General features: G+C 68.4%; 20 protein-coding genes. 8 read left to right on the plus strand and 12 right to left on the minus strand.

Annotated elements, in window-relative coordinates:
- Positions 1–46 precede the first annotated feature (46 nt).
- Genes DMO17_RS02385 through DMO17_RS02395 form a run of 3 tightly spaced genes read right to left on the minus strand, consistent with a single transcriptional unit; the run spans position 47 to position 2,388 of the window.
- Entirely contained in the window at positions 47–844 is a 798-nt protein-coding gene (locus tag DMO17_RS02385; protein WP_110680703.1) for an aldo/keto reductase, read from the minus strand.
- Positions 841–2,016 (minus strand): NAD(P)/FAD-dependent oxidoreductase, encoded by a 1,176-nt coding sequence (locus DMO17_RS02390; RefSeq protein WP_110680704.1) that lies wholly within the window; start codon positions 2,014–2,016, stop codon positions 841–843. The genes DMO17_RS02385 and DMO17_RS02390 overlap by 4 nt, the downstream gene beginning before the upstream one ends.
- 39 nt (positions 2,017–2,055) lie before the next feature.
- Entirely contained in the window at positions 2,056–2,388 is a 333-nt protein-coding gene (locus DMO17_RS02395) for a DMT family transporter (protein WP_110680705.1), read from the minus strand.
- A gap of 128 nt (positions 2,389–2,516) precedes the next feature.
- Here DMO17_RS02395 and waaA point away from each other — a divergent pair, with 128 nt between their 5' ends.
- A complete protein-coding gene (waaA, locus tag DMO17_RS02400) occupies positions 2,517–3,791 on the plus strand; it encodes a lipid IV(A) 3-deoxy-D-manno-octulosonic acid transferase (RefSeq protein ID WP_110680706.1) in 1,275 nt (424 codons plus the stop codon).
- On the opposite strand, the gene DMO17_RS02405 is transcribed toward waaA, so the two are convergent.
- Together DMO17_RS02405 and DMO17_RS02410 are read right to left on the minus strand one after the other, a co-directional pair.
- Positions 3,734–4,306: a metal-dependent hydrolase gene (locus DMO17_RS02405; RefSeq protein WP_110680707.1), complete on the minus strand. Its 573-nt coding sequence runs from the start codon at positions 4,304–4,306 to the stop codon at positions 3,734–3,736. The two genes, waaA and DMO17_RS02405, sit on opposite strands and share 58 nt — an antisense overlap.
- Positions 4,303–5,841, minus strand: a complete 1,539-nt coding sequence (locus tag DMO17_RS02410; RefSeq protein ID WP_110680708.1) for a histidine kinase — start codon at positions 5,839–5,841, stop codon at positions 4,303–4,305. Before DMO17_RS02410 ends, DMO17_RS02405 begins: the two co-directional genes overlap by 4 nt.
- A 146-nt stretch (positions 5,842–5,987) precedes the next feature.
- On the opposite strand from DMO17_RS02410, the gene serB reads away from it, so the two are divergent.
- Positions 5,988–7,202, plus strand: a complete 1,215-nt coding sequence (gene serB / locus DMO17_RS02415; protein WP_110680709.1) for a phosphoserine phosphatase SerB — start codon at positions 5,988–5,990, stop codon at positions 7,200–7,202.
- A gap of 54 nt (positions 7,203–7,256) precedes the next feature.
- Here serB and DMO17_RS02420 read toward each other — a convergent pair whose 3' ends face one another.
- The 5 genes from DMO17_RS02420 to DMO17_RS02440 all read right to left on the minus strand — a co-directional run bounded on the left by DMO17_RS02420 (position 7,257) and on the right by DMO17_RS02440 (position 14,651).
- Positions 7,257–9,323, minus strand: coding sequence for an EAL domain-containing response regulator (locus DMO17_RS02420; RefSeq protein ID WP_110680710.1), 2,067 nt, complete (start codon positions 9,321–9,323; stop codon positions 7,257–7,259).
- 65 nt (positions 9,324–9,388) lie between these two features.
- Positions 9,389–11,200 carry a molecular chaperone gene (locus DMO17_RS02425; protein ID WP_110680711.1) on the minus strand — a complete coding sequence of 604 codons (1,812 nt, stop codon included), beginning with the start codon at positions 11,198–11,200 and terminating at the stop codon, positions 9,389–9,391.
- Between the two features lie 181 nt (positions 11,201–11,381).
- On the minus strand, positions 11,382–12,245 hold the full coding sequence (gene asd, locus DMO17_RS02430; RefSeq protein WP_110680712.1) for an archaetidylserine decarboxylase: 864 nt from the start codon (positions 12,243–12,245) through the stop codon (positions 11,382–11,384).
- 14 nt (positions 12,246–12,259) lie between these two features.
- A complete protein-coding gene (locus DMO17_RS02435) occupies positions 12,260–13,075 on the minus strand; it encodes a rhodanese-like domain-containing protein (protein WP_110680713.1) in 816 nt (271 codons plus the stop codon).
- Between the two features lie 46 nt (positions 13,076–13,121).
- The gene (locus tag DMO17_RS02440; protein WP_110680714.1) at positions 13,122–14,651 is read right to left on the minus strand and encodes an HDOD domain-containing protein; all 1,530 of its coding nucleotides are present in this window, start codon (positions 14,649–14,651) and stop codon (positions 13,122–13,124) included.
- 119 nt (positions 14,652–14,770) lie between these two features.
- Here DMO17_RS02440 and motA point away from each other — a divergent pair, with 119 nt between their 5' ends.
- Together motA and motB are read left to right on the plus strand one after the other, a co-directional pair.
- Complete coding sequence (gene motA, locus DMO17_RS02445) at positions 14,771–15,622, plus strand: flagellar motor stator protein MotA (protein WP_110680715.1); 852 nt, start codon at positions 14,771–14,773, stop codon at positions 15,620–15,622.
- Between the two features lie 13 nt (positions 15,623–15,635).
- Positions 15,636–16,694: a flagellar motor protein MotB gene (motB, locus tag DMO17_RS02450; RefSeq protein WP_110680716.1), complete on the plus strand. Its 1,059-nt coding sequence runs from the start codon at positions 15,636–15,638 to the stop codon at positions 16,692–16,694.
- A gap of 34 nt (positions 16,695–16,728) precedes the next feature.
- On the opposite strand, the gene rsgA is transcribed toward motB, so the two are convergent.
- The gene (gene rsgA, locus DMO17_RS02455; protein ID WP_110680717.1) at positions 16,729–17,760 is read right to left on the minus strand and encodes a small ribosomal subunit biogenesis GTPase RsgA; all 1,032 of its coding nucleotides are present in this window, start codon (positions 17,758–17,760) and stop codon (positions 16,729–16,731) included.
- A gap of 87 nt (positions 17,761–17,847) precedes the next feature.
- Between rsgA and DMO17_RS02460 the strand changes: the two genes are divergently transcribed.
- A complete protein-coding gene (locus DMO17_RS02460) occupies positions 17,848–18,618 on the plus strand; it encodes a class I SAM-dependent methyltransferase (RefSeq protein WP_110680718.1) in 771 nt (256 codons plus the stop codon).
- 38 nt (positions 18,619–18,656) lie between these two features.
- The gene (orn, locus tag DMO17_RS02465; protein ID WP_110680719.1) at positions 18,657–19,202 is read left to right on the plus strand and encodes an oligoribonuclease; all 546 of its coding nucleotides are present in this window, start codon (positions 18,657–18,659) and stop codon (positions 19,200–19,202) included.
- A gap of 17 nt (positions 19,203–19,219) precedes the next feature.
- Here orn and queG read toward each other — a convergent pair whose 3' ends face one another.
- Positions 19,220–20,290: a tRNA epoxyqueuosine(34) reductase QueG gene (gene queG / locus DMO17_RS02470; protein WP_110680720.1), complete on the minus strand. Its 1,071-nt coding sequence runs from the start codon at positions 20,288–20,290 to the stop codon at positions 19,220–19,222.
- Between the two features lie 64 nt (positions 20,291–20,354).
- On the opposite strand from queG, the gene DMO17_RS02475 reads away from it, so the two are divergent.
- Entirely contained in the window at positions 20,355–21,845 is a 1,491-nt protein-coding gene (locus DMO17_RS02475) for an NAD(P)H-hydrate dehydratase (protein WP_110680721.1), read from the plus strand.
- Entirely contained in the window at positions 21,833–22,294 is a 462-nt protein-coding gene (tsaE, locus tag DMO17_RS02480) for a tRNA (adenosine(37)-N6)-threonylcarbamoyltransferase complex ATPase subunit type 1 TsaE (RefSeq protein WP_110680722.1), read from the plus strand. The genes DMO17_RS02475 and tsaE overlap by 13 nt, the downstream gene beginning before the upstream one ends.
- The last annotated feature ends 13 nt before the right edge of the window (positions 22,295–22,307 follow it).

The raw sequence follows: 22,307 nt of genomic DNA on the forward strand, positions 1-22,307 counted from the left end.
CTCGCGGGGGCGGTGCGGCGCCGGTGCGCCGCGCGAGCCTTGCAGTTTAGCCGCGGATCACCGCGGCGGCGGTGGCAGCGTTTGCCGCCAGATGTTGCGGGTTGATGGTGCCGACGATGGCGGCGGTCACGCCGGGATGGCCGAACACCAGCTCGAAGCTGGCGCGCAGCGGGTCCTGCCCGGTCAGCACCGCATGGCCGCTGGCCAGCGCTTTCTTCACCAGGATGCCCTTGTGATGGGCGGCGGCATGGTCGAGCACCGGTCTTTCGCCCTGTTCGGCCAGGTTGTAGGTGACCATGGCGCAGTCGCCGCGCTCCAGGGCCAGCAGGCCACCCTCGACCGTCTTGCCGGACAGGCCGAAGGCACGGATCTTGCCCTCGCGCTTGAGTTCGGCGAGGGTCTCGTACACGCCGCTGTCACGCAGGATGGCCACGTCGTTGCCGTCCGAGTGCACCAGCACCAGTTCGATGCGGTCTGTCTCCAGGCGCTGGAGGCTGCGCTCGACCGACAGGCGCGTGTGCTGTGGTGAAAAGTCGAAGCGCGACTGGCCGTCCTCGAACTCCTCGCCGACCTTGCTGACGATCACCCAGTCCTCGCGCTGGCCGCGTAGCAGCGGGCCGAGGCGCTGCTCGCTGACACCATAGGCCGGCGCCGTGTCGATCAGGTTGATGCCCAGTTCGCGGGCCTGGTGGAGCAGGGCGCGGGCGGCGGCGTCATCGGGGATGCTGAAGCCGCTGGGGTACTTCACCCCCTGGTCGCGGCCCAGCTTGACGGTGCCCAGGCCCAGCGGCGAGACGATCAGGCCGCTGTCGCCCAGCGGCCGGTGCAGGTCGTGCAGGCTCATGGCAGCAGCTCCTCCCACACCGGTTGGGCCTGCGGCGGGCGGGGCAGTTCGGGCAGCGCTGCGTGGCTGCCGGGGACGATGCCGTCGCGCTCAAGCGCGGCGATGACCCGGTCGGCGAAGTCCGGCGACAGGGCTAGCTTGGTCGGCCAGCCGACCAGCAGGCGGCCCTGGTCGGCCAGGAAGGCGTTGTCCGGGCGCACCAGGCCGGACTGCGCCGGCTCGGCGCGGTCCACGCGCAGGGTGGCCCAGCGCGCATCGGCGAGGTCGATCCAGGGCAGCAGCTGGCGCACCTCCTGCTGCGCCGCGGCGATCTGTGCTGCCTCGCCGCGGGTCACGCCGTCGGCCTCGGCGATGTCGCCGCCGAGGTACCAGACCCACTGGCCGTCGGCGGCCGGGTGGCTGGTCACGGTGATGCGCGGCTTGGGCCCGCCGCCCAGGCAGTGGGCATACAGCGGCTTCAGTCCGCGGCCCTTGACCAGCACCATGTGCAGCGGGCGCAGCTGCTGCCGGGGCTGCTCCAGGCCGAAGCTGGCGAGCAGCTCGGAGTTGCCCTGGCCGGCACTCAGTACCACGCGGCTGGCGCGGATCTCGCGGCCGTCGACGCACAGGCCGAGCAGCTCGTCGCCCGCGCGCAGCGGTGCGATCTCGCGGCCGGCCAGCAGGCTGTCGCCGGCGAGCGTGGCCAGGCGCGCGATCAGACTGGGTACGTCGAGCACCAGTTCGGCCAGGCGATAGACCTTGCCCTTGAATTTCGGGTGCTGCAGGGCCGGGGGCAGCTGCTCGCCCTTGACCTGGTCGACCCGCCCGCGCACCGCCTTGCTGGCGAAGAAGCTGGTCAGGTTGCCGGCCAGGCTGCCGGGCGACCACAGGTAGTGGGCCTCGGACAGCAGGCGCACGCCGGACAGGTCAAGCTCGCCCTGGCCGGCCAGCGCCTCGCGCCAGCGCCGCGGCATGTCGGCGATGGCCTCGGAGGCGCCGGTCAGCGCACCGTGCAGGGCGTACTTGGCGCCGCCATGGATGATGCCCTGGGACTTCAGGCTCTGCCCGCCGCCGAGGCTGGCGCGTTCCACCAGCAGGGTGGAATAGCCGAGCCGGCGCAGGCGGGCGTTGAGCCAGAGGCCGGCGACACCGCCGCCGACGATCAGGATATCGGTGCTGAGAGACTGGGACATGCTGGAGCTCGCTATGAATCAGGCGCGCAGTATACCGGCTCAGTGGCCGCTGCTGCCGGAGAACAGCTGGATCACCAGCACCCCGGCGATGATCAGGGCGATGCCGAGCAGGGCCGCCAGGTCGAGCTTCTGGTCGTAGACCAGCAGCCCGGCGATGCTGATCAGCACGATGCCCAGGCCCGACCAGATGGCGTAGGTGACGCCCACGGGAATGCTCTTCATCACCAGGCTGAGCATCCAGAAGGCGATGCCGTAGCCGATCACTACCAGGGTCAGCGGTAGCGGCTTGCTGAAACCCTCCACGGCTTTCAGCGCGGTGGTGGCGATCACTTCGGCGACTATGGCGATGGCCAGGTACAGGTATCCGCTCATGGGCATTCTCCGGGGGCTCGGCGCGCATTGTGGCATGCCGCCCTGGCCGTGGGCCGCTGCCAAGCCCTGGCGAGGCGTAACGGTGGCAGCGTAGGTAGATCGCCGGTGGCCTGCTAAGCTGCGCGCCCATGAACAGAACCCTCTATACCCTGATCCTGCACCTGGCCCTGCCGTTCATCTTCCTGCGCCTGCTGTGGCGCGCCTGGCGTGCGCCGGCCTACGGCAAGCGCATCGGCGAGCGCCTCGCCATCGGCCTGCCGGCCTTCAGAACCGGCGGCATCTGGGTCCATGCGGTCTCCCTGGGCGAGAGCATCGCCGCCGCGCCGCTGATCCGCGAGCTGCTGGCGCGCCATCCCGAGCTGCCGATCACCGTCACCTGCATGACGCCGACCGGTTCCGAGCGCATCCAGGCGCTGTTCGGTTCACGCATCCAGCACTGCTACCTGCCCTACGACCTGCCCTGGGCCTGCGCGCGTTTCCTCGGTCGCCTGCAGCCGCGCCTGGCGGTGATCATGGAGACCGAGCTGTGGCCCAACCATATCCACGCCTGTCATCGGCGCGGTATTCCCGTCGCGCTGGCCAATGCGCGTCTGTCCGAGCGCTCGGCGCGTGGCTATGCGCGCTTCTCCCGGTTGACCGCGCCGATGCTCGCCGAGCTGTCTCTGATCGCCGTGCAGACCGCCGCCGAGGCCGAACGCTTCCGCCAGCTGGGCGCGCGACCCGAGCGGGTCGAGGTGACTGGTTCGATCAAGTTCGACCTCAGCGTCGATCCCGAGCTGCCGCATCGCGCCGCCGAGCTGCGTGGGGCCTGGGGTGCGGCGCAGCGGCCGCTGTGGATCGCCGCCAGCACCCATGCCGGCGAGGATGAGGTGATCCTGGCGGCTCACCGCCAGCTGCTCGCCGAGCGGCCGGATGCGCTGCTGATTCTGGTGCCGCGCCACCCGGAGCGTTTCACTCAGGTGTTCGAGCTGTGTCGGCGCGAGGGCTTCACCACGCTGCGTCGCTCCACCGGCGAGGCGCTGGCGGCGGATGTGCAGGTGCTGGTCGGCGATACCCTGGGCGAGCTACTGTTCCTCTATGCGCTGGCCGACCTGGCCTTCGTCGGCGGCAGCCTGGTCGCCAATGGCGGACACAACCTGCTGGAGCCGGCGGCGCTGGGCAAGCCGCTGCTGGCCGGCCCGCACCTGTTCAACTTCCTGGAGATCGCCGCCCAGCTGCGCGAGGCCGGCGACCTGCTGGAGGTGGCGGATGCCGGGCAGTTGCATGCGGCCTTGCGCCGGCTGTTCGCCAACCCGACCGAGGCGGCGCGGCGGGCGGAGGCCGGGCTGGGCGTGCTGCGTGCCAATCAGGGCGCGCTGGCGCGCCTGCTGGCCGGGCTGGAGCGCTTGCTGAGTCGAGTGTAGAGGCCGCGCAGGGCGATGCCGCCGAGCCCCAGGGCCAGGCACGGTAGCCACACCCAGCGTGCCTCGGAGAGCAGCACCTCCAGGCCGCGTGCGCTGAAGAAGCCCTGGACGAAGGGCGAGACCTCGATCGGTCGCCAGGGCAGGAAGAAACGCTGCTCGCTCCACGGCCACAACCAGGCCACGCCGAGGCCGCCATCGGTGGCGGCATCCAGCAGGCTGTGCGAGACGGTGGCCAGGGCCAGCCAGATGAAGGCCCTGAGCGGCCCGCAGCCAAGCAGGCGGCAGCTCAGCGCGGCAAGCATCCCGACGAGGCCGGCAAACAGCAGCGAATGACTGAAGCCGCGGTGGCCGAAGGCATCGGCGTAGGCGATGCCGAACTTGAAGGCCAGCATGTCGGCGTCCGGCAGCAGGCTGCACAGCAGGCCGGCGAGCAGCAGGCGTGGGGGGATGACGCGCGGGCCGAGGGCCAGGCCCAGTGCCAGGGTCGGCAGCGGGTGGCTGATCAGGGTGGTCACGAGTGTTCGTGCATACGCGCCAACTGGCGCTCCAGCAGGGAGGGGTAGGGGTCGAGCAGGCGCTCGACGCAGCTGGCACCCTCCGGGCTGGCGATGGCGCGAATGCGCGCACGCTGGCGCAGCAGCGGATCATCGGCAACGCTGCGCTGCACCAGCAGCAGGTTGCGGCTGTGCTGGGCCAGGGCCAGGGCGTCCTGGGCTGCCTCGCTGAGCAGCAGTTCGGCCTGGCTTGGGCTGATCTCCTCGTCACTACGGGTCAGGCCCAGCTGCAGCTGCAGGGTGATGCCGCTGTCGGCCACCTCGATCTGCAGGGCGTGGCCGAGGGCGCGCATCAGCTCGCCACAGCACAGGGCGTGGGTCAGGTAGTCCTCGCCGCTGTGCTCGCTGCTGAACAGCATCAGGCTGCTGCCGTCGTTGAGGGTGAACAGCTTGCCCTGGTACAGCGCCGCAGCCTGCTCCAGGCAGTCGCGATAGCTTTGCAGCAGTTCCAGCAGGCGTGCGCGCGGTAGATGGCGCAGCTGTTCCTGGGCGCCCAGCTGGATGGCCAGTACGGCACTGCTGATGTGCTGTTGCGGCTCATGGGGCGCGGCGGCTGCCGGGGTGGGCGCGAATTCCGGTGCCGGCATCTCGGCCTGCAGGTCACGCAGGTCGGCGAAAGGATCGTCTTCGTCATGCTGGGCGACGGCCGCAGGGCGCTGTGCGGGCGGGGCGAGTTCATCGGCGTGGTCGACGTCGGCGCGCAGGTCCGGCATGTCGAAGTCGGGTTCGCGCTCTGCCTGCTCGTCGACGAAGTGGTCTTCGTCATCCAGTTCGGCGTAGTGGTGCGGCTCGGGCTCCGGCTTCTCCGGCACCAGGCGAGCTTGCAGCTGGCGCGCCAGATCGCCGATCTCGTCCTGGCGACCGGCGCCGGGGGCGGGGTCGTCCGGGTCGCGCAGCCACACGCGCAGCTGCAGCAGCGGGGTGGAGATGTGCCGGCCCAGGCGCAGGCTGAGCGACAGGGCCAGGGCCAGCAGGATCAGGCTGAGCAGGCCCATGCTCTGCAGGCTGATGGTCATCGGCTGCTGGAACTGCTGCATGTCCAGGCTGATGCGCAGCTGGCCGGCGATCACTTCCTGAAAGGTGATGGGGGTGGAGTAGAGGCCCTCGGTCTCGCCGAGGATGCTCTGGGTCGGGCGCGAGCCGGCCTCGGCGAGGATGCGGTTGTCCACGCTGTAGATGGCCGCGTGGGCCACCAAGGGGTTCTTCGCCAGGTTGCTGAGCAGCACGTTGAGGCTGAGGATGTCGTTGGACACCAGCAGTTCGGTGGCTGAGGCGGCGGTCTGCACGGTCAGGCTCTGGCCGAGGGCGTCGGCCTGCTGCTGCATGGCCTGCTTGAACTGCATGCCCATGACCCAGGCGTATATCACTAGGGCCAGGGCGACCAGCAGCAGGCTGTGACTGGCGATGCGCAGGGCCAGCGGTACGCGGCGCTGGCGCAGGGCATTGAACAGCAACAGGAAGAAATTGTCGGGCTTGACCTGGGCGGGCCGGTTCACAGAGCGCGGCTCTTCTCGAATGGAATTGCCGCGCAGTATAACCAGCACCCCCAGGCGGGCAAAGCGCCGCCCGTGCCCTGCCAAGGCTGAAAACGGTTAGAATGTGCGCCTTTTCGCCGACCCTTTTGTACGCCTGGAGTGAAGCCTTGCGCGAAATCGTCCTGATCAACATCACCGGGGAAGATCGCCCGGGCCTGACCGCGGCCATCACCGGCGTGCTGGCGCAGGGCGGGGTGAACATCCTCGACATCGGCCAGGCGGTGATCCACGACACCCTGTCGTTCGGCATCCTGGTCGAGATCCCGGACACCGAGCAGGCCTCGTCGGTGCTCAAGGATGTGCTGTTCACCGCCTATAAGCTGGACCAGCAGGTGCGTTTCACCCCCGTGTCGGAAGATGATTACCAGCAGTGGGTCGGTGGCCAGGGCAAGCCGCGCTACATCGTCACCCTGCTGACGCGCAAGGTCACGGCCGAACAGCTGCAGCGGGTCAGCTCGATCACCGCCAAGTACGGCCTCAATATCGATCATATCGACCGTCTGTCCGGGCGCATGCCGCTGGACATGCCGGCCGATCAGGGCAAGGGCTGCATCGAGTTTTCCGTGCGCGGCGAGCCGGCCGATGCCGCCGCGCTGCGTGCCGAGTTCCTCAGCGTGGCCCAGGAACTCAACGTCGACATCGCCTTCCAGCGCGACTCGGTGTTCCGCCGCAACCGTCGCCTGGCGGTGTTCGACATGGACTCCACGCTGATCGAGGCCGAGGTCATCGATGAGCTGGCCAAGGCTCACGGTGTCGGCGAGCAGGTGTCCGAGATCACCGAGCGCGCCATGCGTGGCGAGCTGGACTTCCGCGCCAGCTTCAAGGAGCGCCTGGCGCTGCTGCAGGGGCTGTCCGAGGATGTGCTGGAGGAAATCGGCGCCTCCCTGCGCCTGACCGAGGGCGCCGAGGTGCTGTTCGCCGAACTCAAGCGCCTGGGTTACAAGACCGCCATCCTCTCCGGCGGCTTCACCTATTTCGCCAGGCAGCTACAGGCCAAGCTGGGAATCGACTACGTGTTCGCCAACGAGCTGCAGGTCGTCGATGGCAAGGTCACCGGCCAGGCTGTGGAGCCGATCGTCGATGCCCAGCGCAAGGCCGACCTGCTGCGCGAGTTGGCCGAAAAGGAAGGCCTGCGCCTGGAGCAGACCATCGCCGTGGGCGACGGCGCCAACGACCTGCCGATGCTCGGCCTGGCCGGTCTCGGCGTGGCCTTCCGCGCCAAGCCGCTGGTCAAGCAGTCGGCCAAGCAGGCGATTTCCACCCTGGGCCTGGACGGCATTCTCTACCTGCTCGGCTTCCGCGACCGCGACGGCCAGGAGTGACGGCAGCTGCAATGAAAAAAGCCCCGCATCCGCGGGGCTTTTTCTGGTCGCAACTCACTCCTCGCCGGCGGAGAAGTCGTAGTCCATCGACTGGCTGGGGCCCTGCAGGTAGTGGCCCTGGATGTAGTTGACCCCGGCCTGCCAGAGGGTGGCCAGCACGCTGGCGCTCTCGACGAAGGGCACTATGGTCAGTTTGGCCTGGGCATGCAGGCTGGCCAGCAGGGTCTTCAGTGCCTCCTGGTTGTCGGCGTTGGACAGGTCCTGGGAGAAGGAGCCGTCCACTTTCACGAAGTCGACGTGCAGGTGCTTGAGCGTGTTGAAGGGGTTCAGTGCGCAGCCGAACTGGCCGAGGGCGACCTTGCAATGCAGTTCCGCCAGACCCTGGGTGAGCGTCTTGACCTGTTTGAGGTAGGCCACGGCATCCGCCTCGCCAATCTGGAATACCAGACAGTCGGAGGGTAGGCGCGCCGCCTTGAGCGCGACACTGAGCCAGGGCAGCAGGGTCTGATCCTGCAGGCTGTTGGCCGACAGGTGGACGAACAGGCGCGTGTTGTGGCCCTTGCTGCGGTGCTCGGCGAGCAGCTTGATCGAGTTGAGGATCACCCAGCGATCGATCTTTTCCGCCAGCCCTGCGCCCTTGGCGGCGCTCAGGAAGTCTGCCGCCGGCACTTCCTGGCCCTTGGGGTCGAGCAGGCGCAGCAGCACTTCGTAGTGCTCGTCGCTGTCGCCGCGCAGGCTGATGATCGGCTGGAACAGCAGGCGGAAGCCGTTGTTCTCCAGGGCCTGCTGGACCATGGCCACCAGGCTGCCGCGGTTGGCGGCGGCAGCCAGCTCGTCGGCCGGGTTGTAGATCTTGATCGCATTGCCTTCGAGTTCGTCGGCGCAGCGGTGGGCGCGGTCGACGACCTCCTGGGCCTTGCTGGTCTGCTCGCTGAGACCGGCCACGCCGATCGATAGGGTCGCTTGCACGGTGCGACCGCTGACGTCGAACAGGTGACCCTCGACCTTCTTCAGCAGGCTGCTCAGCGAGTCCTGGCATTGCTGGGGCGCGACGCCGGGCAGCAGTACGGTGAATACGTCGTCACCGAAGCGGGCCAGCTGGCTGTCATCGCCAAAGTGGCTGCGCAGCAGGTTGGCCAGATCGGTGAGCAGAAGGTCGATGCCGGCCAGGCCGACTTCCCCGACTTTCTCGTTGTAACGATCCAGGCGGATGTAGGCCAGGCTGGCGATCTGTCCGTCGTTGACCGCGCGCTGGGCCGCGCCGTCCATCAGCTCGAGGAAGCGTGCGCGGTTGAGCAGGCCGGTGACTAGGTCCTGGCTGCTGATCTCGCGCAGTTTCTCTTCCAGTTCGGCGTTGTCGCTTTCGGCGCGGATCACCACCTGGATGCAGGGCTCGCCATCGTAGGTCGCCGGCGAGAAGTTCATCCGCGCCTGGAAACGCTGGCCATTGGGCTTGACCCCACCGCAGCTGAGCTCGGCATTGCCTTCGCCGCTGGCGTAGTTCTTCAGGAAGTCCTTGAATGCGGCCTGATCTTCGCTGGCGATCAGGTCGATCATCGGCATGCCCTCAAGCTCCTCGGCGTCTTCGTAGTCGAACAGCTTGAGGTAGGCGCGGTTGGCATAGATGTGCATGCCGTCGTGGACGTAGGTGATGGCGTCCACCGAGCTTTCCAGCAGCAGCTGGCAGCGTTTCTCCGCCTCGCGCAGGGCGACTTCGGCGGCGCGGCGGGCGCGGCGCTCCTCGAGGTTGGCCAGCTCGCGGTTGGCCACCAGGATCAGGCGCTCGTCGTCACCCTGGGGCAGGGCATCCTGGGCGCCCAGCATCAGCGCTTCGGTGATGGATTCGGAGTCGTTGTCGGCGACCAGCTGGATCGCCGGGATGTCCTTGGCCTGGCGACGGATCGCGGTGATCGCCTCGCTGGGCTCGAGGTGTTCGCTGGAAGGTGCGCAGATCAGCAGGTCCCAGCTTTGCTGCAGGGCTTCGGCCAGGTTGTCGCTGGAGGTGACGCGGTGCACTCGGGTCGCGCGCCCGGCATTGCGGAACAGGCTGACCAGGCGTTCAGCCTCGTTCTGCGAGTCTTCAAGAATCAGCAGCCGTATGGTTTTTTTTTCGATGGCCATGGGGTGTGTTCGGAGTGCGCCGAAGAACGGGCGCAAAAAGGCGACGGATGGTCTGTCTCGGCAATCTACAGCGACTTCCAGAGTGAGTCAAAGTCTTCCTCGCCGCCCTTGCCGGGCTCCTGCGCTGCTGTGACCGAGGTCCCGCTCGGCGGTTTTTCTTCGCCTAGCACGCGATATTCGAACTGGCTGAAACTGCCGCTGCCGGCCTGCTTGCGGCTGAGTATGGCGCGGGTTTCCCTGCCGTTGTGGTTGATCTGTACCTTGTGGCTTTCCTGGAATGGCAGGCGTGGGGTGATCAGCGTGGCCGGGCGCGAAATCACGCGGATCTCAGGCAGCAGCAGGGCGCGCAGGTACTGGCTGTTCTGCTCGCTCTTGCGCACCAGCTGCACGCCGCAGGGCTGAGCGTGCGGAGCGATCAGCTCGATGCCCATCTGCGTGCCGCCGCCGCGCACCTGGCGAATCCAGCGCACCACGGCCACGCTCCAGGGTTGGTCGGCGGCGTCCTGGATGCCCAGCAGTTCGCCGGCCTGCAGCTGCGCGGGGACTTCCCGCGGCCAGCTCAGGCAATAGCCGCCGGGGCTGTGGTTGATGATCGACAGCTCGTAGGACGGGTAGCTCTCGGACTTGTCCTCGATGCCCGGCTCGCCGTTCTTCGCGGCACTCTTGTACTGGATCTCCTCCAGCGGCATGCCGGGTTCCCAGCGGCTCTCGCGCTGTGCGTCGAAGGCGCTGGACCAGATGTCCGGCCCGCTCTTGGCTCCGCCAGGGCCGAACTGGGCGCTGCGCGGTGCTTCCGGGTGCTGCAGCAGGTCGCTGAAGCTGCGTCTACCGGCCAGGTTGAAGTGCAGCGCCGACATGCCAATGCACAGGGTCAGGTTGCCGCGCCCCGGGGTGCGCTGGAAGGTGCGCTCGGCGATGTCGCCCCAGGCCGAGGCCAGGTGCTGCAGTAGCTCCGGCGACATGCCCTCGGGCACTTGCAGGCGATGCGTGGCGAGTTCGTGTGGCGGCAGCAGGAGGTATTCCTTGATGGCATCGACCAGGTCATGCGGGTCGAGGCCCAGCAGGTGGTGCAGTTCCGCCTCGCCGAACAGCGACTTGTAGCGCGGCGGACCATCCAGCTGCGGGGCGATGACGAACAGGCTGTGCGGCTCGTCGGCCGGCTGCAGGCTAGCGAGTGTACTCCAGTGCTCCAGTGCCTCGGCCAGGCGGGCGATGCCGTTCTGACGCAGCTGGTTGCAGCGCGCGCAGCCGAGCAGCAGGGCGCCGATGTAGGCCTGCTCCTGGCTCAGGCTCTGGCCGTTGCGGGCCAGGCCGTCGCGGACCTGTACCCGCTGCAGACCGTGCTGGCGGGCCAGGCGATGGAGCTGGTGCAGTTCCAGCCAGAGGCCTTCGGGAACCGGGCAGTAAAGCTGGCTGGCCCGCACCAGTGGCGCGCACAGGCTGTGGCTGGCGCGCTGCAGGGCGACGGTCAGCAGCTGCGGGCGCTCCTTTGCGAAGCGCGGCAGCTCTTCGACGATGATCTGCTTGTAGCCGCTGGCCAGGTGGCTCTGCAGCGCTTGGCAGAGGTTGGCTACCTTGCGCGGGCGCTCGTCGAGCACGATGGACTGGTTGAGGAAGTGGCGTTCCAGGTGGTTGCAGACGAAGTGCACTTCCGGGCGCAGCAGCTCCAGCAGCTGCAGGCGATTGTCCGCAGGGGTGATCAGCTGGTTCAGCTCGATCAGGCCCTGGTACAGCTGGCGAGCGGTTTCACCGATATTGGCCTTGGGCAGGCCGGCGATCCAGCGCTTCATCTCCCGCGGGCTGGCATCGCAGAACGACAGACCTCGCCTGGCGGGGGTGGGGGCGCGCAAGAACAGGTGAGGGCTTTGTTTATCCATTCAGGGGTCAGCGTCTATGCAGGCAGGCGGGCCATCCCTTTCTGACGAAGGGCTTCCTGTGACTCTAGCAGCATCGTATCGCACTGACAGCCATGCTTTTGTCAGGCAATCCGCAGCATTCGACCCAAGTGGTTTGCCGGATGTTCCGCAGCCGCCCGTTGCGGCGGCTGCGCCACCGGGCTCAGGCGCTGCGCGGCAGTGCCAGGGCCTGGCCCATGCGTACCGGGCTGCCGGCAGCGAGGCCCTCGGCCCATTGCACCTGCTGTGGGCCGAACAGCACGATAGCGGTGGAGCCCAGCTTGAAGCGGCCCAGCTCGCCACCCTTGGCCAGTTCGATGGCGGCGCGGGAGGCTGCGTCGTAGCGGGTGGTCTTCAGTTCGCGTTTGGGTGGGGTGACCAGGCCGGCCCAGACCGTCTCGATGCTGGCCACTATCATGGCGCCGACCAGCACCACGGCCATCGGCCCGCGCTCGGTGTCGAACAGGCAGACCACTCGCTCGTTGCGGGCGAACAGCTCGGGTACGTTCTCCGCGGTGGTCTGGTTGACCGAGAACAGCCGGCCCGGCACATAGACCATTTCCCTCAGGGTGCCGGCCAGCGGCATGTGCACGCGGTGGTAGTCCTTGGGCGACAGGTAGATGGTGGCGAAGTCGCCGCCCATGAAGGGCGCCGCGCGCTCGGCATCGCCGCCGAGCAGTTCCAGAACGCTGAAGCTGTGGCCCTTGGCCTGGAAGCAGCGGCCCTGTTCGATCGGGCCGAGCTGGCTGACCGCGCCGTCGGCCGGGCAGAGGATGGCGCCGGGGGCTTCATCCAGCGGGCGGGCACCGTCCTTCAGGGCTCGGGTGAAAAAGGCGTTGAAGTGCTCGTAGGCGGTCAGGTCCTCGACCTGGGTCTCGGCCATGTTCACCTGGTACTGCCTGGCGAACCAGCCGATCAGGCGATCCTTGAACCAGGCGGCACGGCACTCGGCGGCGCAGCCGATCAGGCGCGACAGCAGGTGGTGCGGCAGCAGGTACTGGCTGAGGATAAACAGGCGCTCTTTCATCGGTTTTCCTTGCATCAATGTTCGATCGGGGTGTCGGGCAGGTTGCCCCATTCGGCCCAGGAGCCGGCATAGGCCTTGATCCGCGGATAACCCAGCGCCTTGGCCACCAGGTAGGTGAAGCCGGAGCGGCGATGGGTCTGGCAGTGGGTGATCACTTCCTTGTCCTTGCTGATGCCGAGGCTCTCCAGGACCTCGGCCATGTCGGCGCGAATGCGCAGGCCGCGTTGCGCATCCATGCCGGCGGTCCACTCGAAGTTGATGGCGCCGGGGATGTGGCCGCCGCGCGCGGCCAGCACCTTCTCGCCGCTGAACTCGGCGGGCGAGCGGGCGTCCCAGATCGCCAGGTCGGCCGCGCCCAGGCGGCTCTGCAGGTAATCGCGGCTGGCGGTGGGCTCGTCGTGCAGGGTGAGGGCAACACTGGCGGCGACCGTTGCCGGCATCGCCTGGCTCAGTTCTCGACCTTCCCCCAGCCAGGCCTGCAGGCCGCCATTGAGATAGTGGTACTGCGCGTGGCCGATCACGTCGAGCAGCCAGATGAAGCGCCCGGCCCAGCCACCGCCCTCGTCGTCGTAGACCACGTAGACGGCCTCGGCGCGATGCCCCAGTTCGCCGAACAGCGCCTCCAGCTGGGTTTGTTCCGGCAGCAAGCCGGGCGCCGGCGGCTGACCCAGCTGGGTGCGCTTGCCGTCGACCCAGCGAGCACCCGGGATATGCCCCTCGGCGTAGCGGACGGCGGCGCTGAGGTCGACCAGGATCAGCTCGGGTGCCTGCAGGCGGCTGGCCAGCTCGGCCGGTTCGATCACCAGCGGCAGGCCGGAGAAGGCGGACATGCGGAGTCTCCGAGGTGGAATGGAAAGGCGGATTGTAGCGGAAAGGTCAGGCGCCGCGGCGGGCGAAGGTGGCCAGGGCGCGCTCGATGCATTGCACGGTCTTGCCGAACACCTGTGCCGCCGCGGCGCCGATGTCGCCGCCGCCCTGGTCGGCGACCAGCAGCATCACCACCCGGCCGTTGCTGGCCAGCGAACGCAGGATCAGGTGTTCGCCGCTGAACAGCGCCTTGAGGCTGCCCGGCAGCAGGGCGGAGACCTGGGCCAGGTTGGCCGGGCTCAGGCGCAGCTGTCCGGGTTCGGCCAGCAGGCGGCGCAGTACCTGGCTCTGCGCCGGCTCCAGGCGCAGCTGCGCCGCCGCTGCGGGCAGGCCGGCCGCCTGCTGGGCCAGCAGGCGGCTGTGCGTGCGGTCGGCCAGCAGGATCAGCACGCGCTGCATGCCGCCGGCCTGCAGGGCCTGGCTGGCGCAGTCGGTCAGCTGCAGTACGTTGGCAAAGGACGAGGGCTGGGCCAGCAGGCGTGCGCAATGCTGTTTCCACTGCTCCAGCTGTGGATTCGCCGCAGGCTTGGGCGCCGCAGGCGGAGCCAGGTGCTTCAGGCGGCAGGCATCCCAGGGCCACAGCAGCGCTTCGGCCGGGTGCCACAGCTCGCCCCGATCATGCAGGCGCGCGCTCTGTGCGGCCTGCTGATGCACCAGTTGCTGCAGTTCCGGCAGGGCCAGCTGCAGGTAGAGTCCGGTCAGGCGCTGCCAGCGCAGATGGTGCTCGCAGCTCCAGTTGTGATGGCTGGACAGGGCCAGGCCGTTCGCCAGCAGGATGCTGTTGCCCGGCTGGGTCAGCCAGCGGCGCAGCGGTGGGTCGGCGTCGAGCATCTGCTGCTGGTGCAGCGGGTGCTGGTTGTCGCGGGCGATGTGCAAGGCCTTGACCAGCAGGCGCCGGTCCTCGACCAGCAGGCGATAACCCCGGATGATCCAGTCGGGCAGGCGCCACTGCCGGGCCAGCGCCAGGCACAGCGCCAGCAGCGGTGTGCCGAGCAGTTCGCGTTCGACCTTGGGCGCCGGCTCGCCGCAACCCAGGACGCGGCGTTCCCAGGCCTCGAACAGCTCGGGATGGGCCGCCACCAGCGGCCACAGCGGGGCGAGAAACAGCAGGCTGCCCCAGTGGATTTCCTGCCACAGGCGCGCCAGGCGCCCGGCGAACAGGCCGCTGGCCTGCTGCGAAGCATGCAGGCTGATCAGTTGCAGTTGGCGCAGCGGCAGGGGTATCTGCGCCTCGTCCAGCAACGGCAGCTGCTCCAGCAGGGCTTCCGCACGCTTCAGGCCGAGGCGGTTGAGGGCCATCTCCAGGCTTTCCGCCGGTTCGCCGAAACTCCCGGCGCTGCGGTTGGCCTCGCGCAGCATGGCCAGGGCGATGGCCGGGCTGTGCTGCATCTGCTCGGCGATGTCGCGCAGCGACTTGCGGCCGTCCTGCAGGGTGCGGCGCACGGTCTCGTGGTGGTGGCGGGCGACGGGCAGGCGCACCTCGTCCAGCTGCTTGAGCCAGGCGTCGAGACTGCGAGGACGGCTTGCGGATATGGGCATGCGGGTTGAGCCAAACTGGCTTTTCGCCTTTACTGCCTATAGTCTGGCGCAATACTTCCGATAATTAGAAGGGTTGTTTGAAATAACCCTTTCGACTGACTCATCAAGCTCAATTCCCCATGATCAAGATCATCGGCATCCTGGTAGTCCTCGGCTGCGTTCTTGGCGGTTTCATTCTGTCCGGTGGCAAGTTCATGGCCCTGGTGCATCCCTTCGAGGTGATGATCATCGGCGGTGCGGCCCTCGGCGCCTTCCTCCAGGCCAACCCCAGCAGCGCCTTCATGACGGTGTTCAAGAAGTCGCTGAAGATGTTCAGCAGCCGCTTCACCCATGCCTTCTACTTGGAAGTGCTGAAGCTGCTCTACGAGATCCTCAACAAGAGCCGCCGCGAGGGCATGATGGCCATCGAGGCCGATGTCGAGGATCCCAACGCCAGCCCGATCTTCAGCAAGTACCCGGCCATCCTCAAGGATGCGCAGATGACCGCCTTCATCTGCGACTACCTGCGCATCATGTCCAGCGGCAACATGGCGCCCCATGAGCTGGAGAACCTGTTCGACATGGAGCTGGCCAGCCTCAAGGAAGAGCTGGAGCACCCGGCCCACGCGGTGGCCAAGGTCGCCGACGGCATGCCGGCCATGGGTATCGTGGCGGCGGTGCTGGGCATCGTGATCACCATGTCGATCCTCGCCACCGCCGACAACGCGCAGATCGGCGAGAAGGTGGCCACTGCGCTGGTCGGCACCTTCCTCGGCATTCTCGCCTCCTACGGCTTCTTCTCGCCGTTGGCGGGAGCCCTGGAGCACGATGCCAAGGAAGAGCTCAATCTGTACGAGGCGATCAAGGCCACCCTGGTCGCTTCCGCCTCCGGCATGCCGCCGACCCTGGCCGTGGAGTTCGGTCGCAAGGTCCTGCTGCCGGCGCACCGGCCGAGCTTTACCGAGCTCGAGCAGGCCATGCGTGGCAACTGATCAAGGCTGAGCCATGGAGAACAACCAGCCGATTCTGGTCAAGCGGGTCAAGAAGGTTGCCGGCGGCCACCACGGTGGTGCCTGGAAGATCGCCTTCGCCGACTTCGCCACGGCCATGATGGCGTTCTTCCTGGTGATGTGGCTGATGTCCTCGGCCACGCCCGAGCAGAAGAAGGCCATCTCCGGCTACTTCCAGGACCCTATCGGCTTCACCGAGAGTGCCAGTCCTTACGTCATCGACTTGGGCGGTACGCCCACCCCGGCCCCTGACCGCACCCTCAACCCGGAGCTCAAAGATGCGCCGGATGCCCAGGAAGCGGCAGTCGACTCGCAGGACGACAAGGTTGAGGTCGATGCGCAGCAGGCTGAAAGCCTGGCCGAGCAGATCGAGCGCGAGCGCCTGGAGCTGCTGCTGCAGGAACTGCAGACCAAGGTCGAGGAAAATCCCGAGCTGCAGAAATTCAAGGACCAGATTCTCTTCGAGATTACCCAGGACGGCTTACGCATCCAGATCATGGATGCCGAGAACCGGCCCATGTTCGCCCTCGGCAGCGCGCGCCTGCAGCCCTATTTCGAGGACATCCTGCTGATCCTCGCCGAAACCATCAAGGCGGTGCCGAACAAGATCAGCGTCAGCGGCCACACCGATGCCAAGCCCTTCGTTGGCGATGGCGAGTTCGGCAACTGGGAGCTCTCGGCCAATCGCGCCAACGCCGCGCGGCGCACCCTGGTGGCCGGCGGCTACCCGGACGAGCGGGTGGCACGGGTGGTGGGCTACGCCTCCTCGGCGCTGTTCGACCGCAACGATCCGTTCAACCCGGTGAACCGGCGCATCGACATCATCGTCCTGACCAAGAAGGCCCAGCGTGCCATCGAGGGCGAGCAGGATGGCGATGGCCAGGGAGAATCCACAGAGCCGCCGTCCCCCGTCGAGTCGCGTGTGCCTACCGAGGTGGTGGCTCCGGGTTCGGTCCCGACGGCGCCCGACGAGCCGGCGCAGCCGGAGGAGCTGCGCCAGCGCCTGAACATCTTCGAGGATGGCGCCCTGCAGTTCGACCAGCCGCAGGAATAAACCAAGAGGCCGCGATCATCGCGGCCTCTGTGTATCAGTATTCCGGCTCGGGCAGGCTGGCCAGGATGTGCCGGTAGCTGGCCATGCGCTGCGGCTGGATGCGCCCGTCTTCCAGGGCCTGCAGCAGGGCGCAGCCGGGCTCGCGATCGTGCTTGCAGTCGCGGAAACGGCAGGTGCCGAGCAGGTCGCGGAATTCGATGAAACCGTCCTCCACGTCGGCCCGGCTGACATGGCCCAGGCCGAATTCGCGGATGCCGGGCGAGTCGATCAGCTCGCCGCCGCCGGGGAAGTGGAACAGGCGCGCCGTGGTGGTGGTATGGGTGCCCTTGCCGGTGACCTCCGACAGCTCGCCGACGCGGGTATCAACCCCCGGCAGCAGGCTGTTGACCAGCGACGACTTGCCCACTCCGGACTGGCCGACGAACACGCTGACGTGGCCGTCCAGGCGTGCCTGCAGCAGCTCCATGCCGCCGCCCTGGCGGGCCGAGACTTCCAGCAGCTCGTAGCCGAGCTGGCGGTAGGTGGCGATCAGCCCCTCCACGTGCGGTGCGTTCTCGTCGTCGATCAGATCGGCCTTGTTCAGCAGCAGCAGTGGCGTGATGCCGGCGTGTTCGGCGGCGATCAGGTAGCGGTCGATCAGGTTGGCGTGCGGGTGCGGCAGCGGGGCGAAGACGATGACGATCTGGTCGACGTTGGCCGCCACCGGCTTGAGCTGGCCGCGCATGTCCGGGCGGCACAGCTCCGAGGTGCGCGGCAGCTGCGCGACGATCACGCCGTGGCCCTGGTTGCCGGCGCGCCACACCACCCGGTCGCCGGTGACCAGCGCCGGCAGGTTGGCGCGCAGGTGGCAGCGCTGGATCTGCCCGGTCAGCTCGCCTTCCAGCGCCTCGACCTCGACCTGCACGCCGAAGTGGGCGATCACCAGGCCGGTCTGCTCGGGCCCGAGGTCGCCACCTTCCAGCTCCTCGAGCAGGCGCGATTCGCGCTTGGCTGCACGGGCGGCGCGCTCTTCCTGGACTTTCTCGATGCGCCAGCTCTGCCGGCGGGTCAACTGGCGTTTGGCCATGGCCTTTCCGAAGGATAAGAAAACGGCGGCGAGTTTAGCACGGGGGGCGGCTGGTTCTGCCGGCGGCCTGCTGGTACAACAGGCGCCATGCTCGAACACCTGCGCTCCCGCTACCCGGCACTGCTCGCCCTGCTGGCCCAGCTCCTGGCCCTGGCCGGAGTGGCGGCGTTGCTGCTGGCCCTGGCGCGCCTTGGCGGCTGGCGCCCGACGCTCGCCCAGGCGGCCCTGGCCCAGGGCATACTGGCCGCGGCGCTGGGGCACTGGCTGGGGCTGCGCCGCTGGTGGCTGCTGCTGAACCTGGCGTTCGTCCCCGGCCTGCTGGCGCTGCACAGCCGGCAGTGGCCGGCCTGGTGGTTCCTCGCCGCCTTCGTGCTGCTGCTGCTGGTCAACTGGAACAGCTGGCGCGAGCGGGTGCCGCTCTATCTCAGCGGGGCGCGCACGCGCCAGCGCCTGAGCGAGCGCCTGGCCAGGCTGCCGGCGGATTTCCGCTTCGTCGACCTGGGCTGCGGCCTGGGCGGTGCCCTGGTGCAGCTGGCGCGCGACTACCCGCGGGCGCGCCTGGTCGGGGTGGAAACCGCGCCGCTGGTGTTTGTGCTGGCCTGGTTGCGCTGCCTGCCGTACCGCAACTGCCGGGTACGCTACCGCAGCCTGTGGGTTGAGCCGCTGGGCGGCTACGACGCGGTCTACTGCTTCCTCTCCCCGGCGCCCATGGCGAGGCTCTGGACCAAGGCCAGGGCCGAGATGCGCCCGGGCAGCCTGCTGGTCAGCAACAGCTTCGACATCCCCGGCGTGCCGGCTGACGAGGTGATCGAGCTGCACGACTGGCGCGCGTCGCGGCTGCTGCTCTGGCGGCTGTGAGCGGCTAAACTGCCGGCATTCGCAGAGGAGCAGAGAGCATGCCGCAGAATCCCAACAACCTGATCTGGATCGACCTGGAAATGACCGGGCTGGAGCCGGAGCGGGACGTGATCATCGAGATCGCCACCATAGTCACCGACAGCGATCTCAATGTGCTGGCCGAAGGGCCGGTGATCGCCGTGCACCAGAGCGATGCGGTGCTGGCCGGGATGGACGAGTGGAACACCCGCACCCACGGCGAGAGCGGGCTGACCCGGCGGGTGCGCGAGAGCAGCATCGACACGGCGGCGGCCGAGGCGCAGACCATCGCCTTCCTCGAGCAGTGGGTGCCCAAGGGCAAGTCGCCGATCTGCGGCAACAGCATCGGCCAGGACCGGCGCTTCCTCTACAAGTACATGCCGGCGCTGGAGGCCTACTTCCACTACCGTTACCTGGACGTGTCGACCCTGAAGATCCTCGCCGGCATGTGGGCGCCGCAGGTCAGGGACAGCTTCCAGAAGCAGGGCACCCACCAGGCGCTGGACGACATCCGCGAGTCCATCGCCGAGCTCAGGCACTATCGCGAGCACTTCCTGAAAGTGTGAGATGGCCCAAGGCCCGCCTAGCGCGGGCCTTTTTCATGGCGCGCCAGCGCCCACTCGACATGTTCGCGCACCAGGGCGGACGGATGCTCGCGCCTCGCCTGCAGGGCTTCGAGCACCGGGATGGTCGATGGGGCATTGCCCAGGCCCACGGCCAGGTTGCGCAACCAGCGCTCGTAGCCGGCGCGACGTAGCGGCGAGCCTTCGGTGCGGGCCAGGAATTCCTCTTCGCTCCACAGGAACAGCTCGGCCAGGCCGCCGCTGTCCAGGCCGTGGCGCGGCCGGAAGTCGGACTGCTCGGTGGGGCGGGCGAAGCGGTTCCACGGGCAGACGATCTGGCAATCGTCACAGCCGAACACGCGGTTGCCGATCGGCGCGCGCAGCTCCTCGGGGATCGGTCCCTTGAGCTCGATGGTGAGATACGAGATGCAGCGCCGCGCGTCCAGCACATAGGGGCCGACGAAGGCCTGGGTCGGGCAGATGTCCAGGCAGGCCGAGCAGCGCCCGCAGTGCTCGCTGCCGTGCGGCGCATCCAGCGGCAGCGGGATATCGACGAACAGCTCGCCGAGGAAGAACCAGCTGCCGGCCTTGCGGTTGATGACCAGGGTGTTCTTGCCGATCCAGCCGAGGCCGGCTTGCTCGGCGATAGCCTTCTCCAGCACCGGCGCGCTGTCGACGAAGGCGCGGTAGCCGAACGGGCCTATGGCGCTCTGGATGCGTTCGGCCAGCTGCTGCAGGCGCTTGCGCACCAGCTTGTGGTAGTCGCGGCCCAGGGCGTAGCGCGACACGTAGGCGCTTTCCGGTTCGGCCAGGCGCTCGGCCATCCGGGTATCGCCGGGCAGGTAGTCCATGCGCAGCGACACCACCCGCAATGTGCCGGGCACCAGTTCATCGGGGTGCGAGCGTTTCGAGCCATGGGCGGCCATGTAGTCCATCTCGCCCTGGTAGCCGGCCTCCAGCCAGCGCTGCAGGTGCGCCTCGTGCTCGCCCAGCTCGATCCCGGTGATGCCCACCTGCTGGAAGCCCAGCTCGCGGCCCCAGTCCTTGATGGACTGCGCCAGTTGCGCGAGATCGGGGAGGGAGTCGGACATGACGGGGCGGCGAGGCAGGGGAGATGGGTATAATTCTGCCAGACCTCGCCCGAATCGCCGAACCATGTCCGATCCCTTGCCCCTTCCTCTCTACAGCGCTGCCCAGGTGCGCGACCTGGATGCCCGCCTGATCGCCGCCGGTACGCCCGGCTTCGAACTGATGCAGCGCGCCGCCCATGCCACCTGGCGCGCGCTGCGCCGGCGCTGGCCGCAGGCCGGCGAAATCAGCGTGCTGGCCGGCGCCGGCAATAACGCCGGCGACGGCTACCTGATCGCCGAGCTGGCCCAGCGCGCCGGCTGGGCCGTGCGCGTGCTGGCGGTCGGCGAACCGGAGCGGCTGCAGAGCGATGCCGCCGCGGCCCGCGACGCGGCGCTGGCCGCCGGCGTGGTGGTCGAGGCCTGGGGCGAAGACGCCGAGCTGCGCGGGGTGCTGGTCGATGCCCTGCTCGGCACTGGTTTTGCCGGCGAACTGCGGCCCCATTACGCCAAGGCTGTCGAGGCGATGAACGCCTCCGGGCGGCCGGTGCTGGCGGTGGATATACCGACCGGCCTGTGCACCGATACCGGAGCGGTGGCGGAGCAGGTGGTGCGCGCCGACCTGACCGTGACCTTCATCGGCCTGAAGCTCGGCCTGTTCACCGGCGATGCGCCGGACTGGGTCGGAGAACTGCTGTTCGACGACCTGCAGGCCGACCCGGCGCTGGTCGCCCGGCAGCCCCATGTCGCCCTGCGCCTGGCCGGTGAAGCGCTGCCGCGGCTGGCGCCGCGCGCCCGCACGGCGCATAAGGGCAGTTTCGGCCAGGTGCTGGTGATCGGTGGCGACCACGGCTTCGGCGGTGCCGCCCTGCTCAGTGCCGAAAGCGCCCTGCGCGGTGGCGCCGGCCTGGTCTCCCTGGCCACCCGCCCCGAGCACCTGGCCGCCAGCCTGGCCCGACTGCCCGAAGTGATGTGCCAGCCCACCGAGTCCACCTACCAGCTGCCCGGCCTGTGCCAGCGCGCCGACGTGCTGGTGGTCGGCCCCGGTCTCGGCCAGCAGGCCTGGGGTCGCAGCCTGCTCAGCGCGGCGGCGGCCAGCGCGCGGCCGCAGGTGTGGGATGCCGACGCCCTCAACCTGCTGGCGACGGGCTGCGTCGAGCTGCCGGCCGACAGTCTGATCACTCCGCATCCCGGCGAGGCGGCGCGCCTGCTCGGCGTCACCATCGCCGCCGTGCAGGCCGATCGCCCGGCGGCGGCTCTGGCCCTGGCGCAGAAGTACCAGGCGGTGGTGGTGCTCAAGGGCGCCGGTAGCCTGGTGGCCGCGCCGGATGGCCGCCTGCGCCTGTGCGATTGCGGCCATCCGGCCATGGCCGGTGCCGGCCTGGGCGATGTGCTGGCCGGCCTGCTTGGCGCCCTGCGCGCGCAGGGGCTTGAGGCGTTCGAGGCGGCCTGCCTGGGCGTCTGGCTGCACGCCAGCGCCGGCCAGCGCCTGGGTGCACAGGGCCGCGGCCTGGCGGCCAGCGACCTGATTCCGACCATTCGTCAGCTGCTGGAGGAGCATGCGCCATGTCTGCAGTGACCCTGACCCGCTACGCCGAAGGCGAGGACGCCATGCTCGAGCTGGGCGCGCGCCTCGCCCGGGCCACCGGCGGTCGTGGGGTGATCTACCTGCACGGCGACCTGGGCGCCGGCAAGACCACCCTGTCGCGCGGTATCCTGCGCGGCCTGGGCCATGGCGGGGCGGTGAAGAGCCCGACCTTCACCCTGGTCGAGCCCTACGAACTGGGTGAGGCGCGGGTCTACCACTTCGACCTGTACCGCCTGGCCGACCCCGAAGAACTGGAGTTTCTCGGCATCCGCGACTATTTCGAGGGCGACGCCCTGTGCCTGATCGAGTGGCCGCAGCGCGGCGTCGGCGTTTTGCCAAAGGCGGACCTGGACATTACCATTAGCCCGCAAGGAGTCGGCCGTGCGCTGCAGTTGCAGCCACATAGCGCGCGGGCCGAGGCGTGGTGTGCTGCCTTATAAGAGTCTGTATATA

It is taken from the genome of Aquipseudomonas alcaligenes (assembly GCF_003205495.1).
GTDB lineage: Bacteria > Pseudomonadota > Gammaproteobacteria > Pseudomonadales > Pseudomonadaceae > Aquipseudomonas > Aquipseudomonas alcaligenes_B.

Coding starts and splice junctions, on each gene's coding strand:
- DMO17_RS02385 (WP_110680703.1), bottom strand. CDS start 844: ATGAGCCTGCACGACCTGCACCGGCCGCTGGGCGACAGCGGCCTGATC.
- DMO17_RS02390 (WP_110680704.1), bottom strand. CDS start 2,016: ATGTCCCAGTCTCTCAGCACCGATATCCTGATCGTCGGCGGCGGTGTC.
- DMO17_RS02395 (WP_110680705.1), bottom strand. CDS start 2,388: ATGAGCGGATACCTGTACCTGGCCATCGCCATAGTCGCCGAAGTGATC.
- waaA (WP_110680706.1), top strand. CDS start 2,517: ATGAACAGAACCCTCTATACCCTGATCCTGCACCTGGCCCTGCCGTTC.
- DMO17_RS02420 (WP_110680710.1), bottom strand. CDS start 9,323: ATGGCCATCGAAAAAAAAACCATACGGCTGCTGATTCTTGAAGACTCG.
- DMO17_RS02425 (WP_110680711.1), bottom strand. CDS start 11,200: ATGGATAAACAAAGCCCTCACCTGTTCTTGCGCGCCCCCACCCCCGCC.
- asd (WP_110680712.1), bottom strand. CDS start 12,245: ATGAAAGAGCGCCTGTTTATCCTCAGCCAGTACCTGCTGCCGCACCAC.
- DMO17_RS02435 (WP_110680713.1), bottom strand. CDS start 13,075: ATGTCCGCCTTCTCCGGCCTGCCGCTGGTGATCGAACCGGCCGAGCTG.
- DMO17_RS02440 (WP_110680714.1), bottom strand. CDS start 14,651: ATGCCCATATCCGCAAGCCGTCCTCGCAGTCTCGACGCCTGGCTCAAG.
- motA (WP_110680715.1), top strand. CDS start 14,771: ATGATCAAGATCATCGGCATCCTGGTAGTCCTCGGCTGCGTTCTTGGC.
- motB (WP_110680716.1), top strand. CDS start 15,636: ATGGAGAACAACCAGCCGATTCTGGTCAAGCGGGTCAAGAAGGTTGCC.
- rsgA (WP_110680717.1), bottom strand. CDS start 17,760: ATGGCCAAACGCCAGTTGACCCGCCGGCAGAGCTGGCGCATCGAGAAA.
- DMO17_RS02460 (WP_110680718.1), top strand. CDS start 17,848: ATGCTCGAACACCTGCGCTCCCGCTACCCGGCACTGCTCGCCCTGCTG.
- orn (WP_110680719.1), top strand. CDS start 18,657: ATGCCGCAGAATCCCAACAACCTGATCTGGATCGACCTGGAAATGACC.
- queG (WP_110680720.1), bottom strand. CDS start 20,290: ATGTCCGACTCCCTCCCCGATCTCGCGCAACTGGCGCAGTCCATCAAG.
- DMO17_RS02475 (WP_110680721.1), top strand. CDS start 20,355: ATGTCCGATCCCTTGCCCCTTCCTCTCTACAGCGCTGCCCAGGTGCGC.
- tsaE (WP_110680722.1), top strand. CDS start 21,833: ATGTCTGCAGTGACCCTGACCCGCTACGCCGAAGGCGAGGACGCCATG.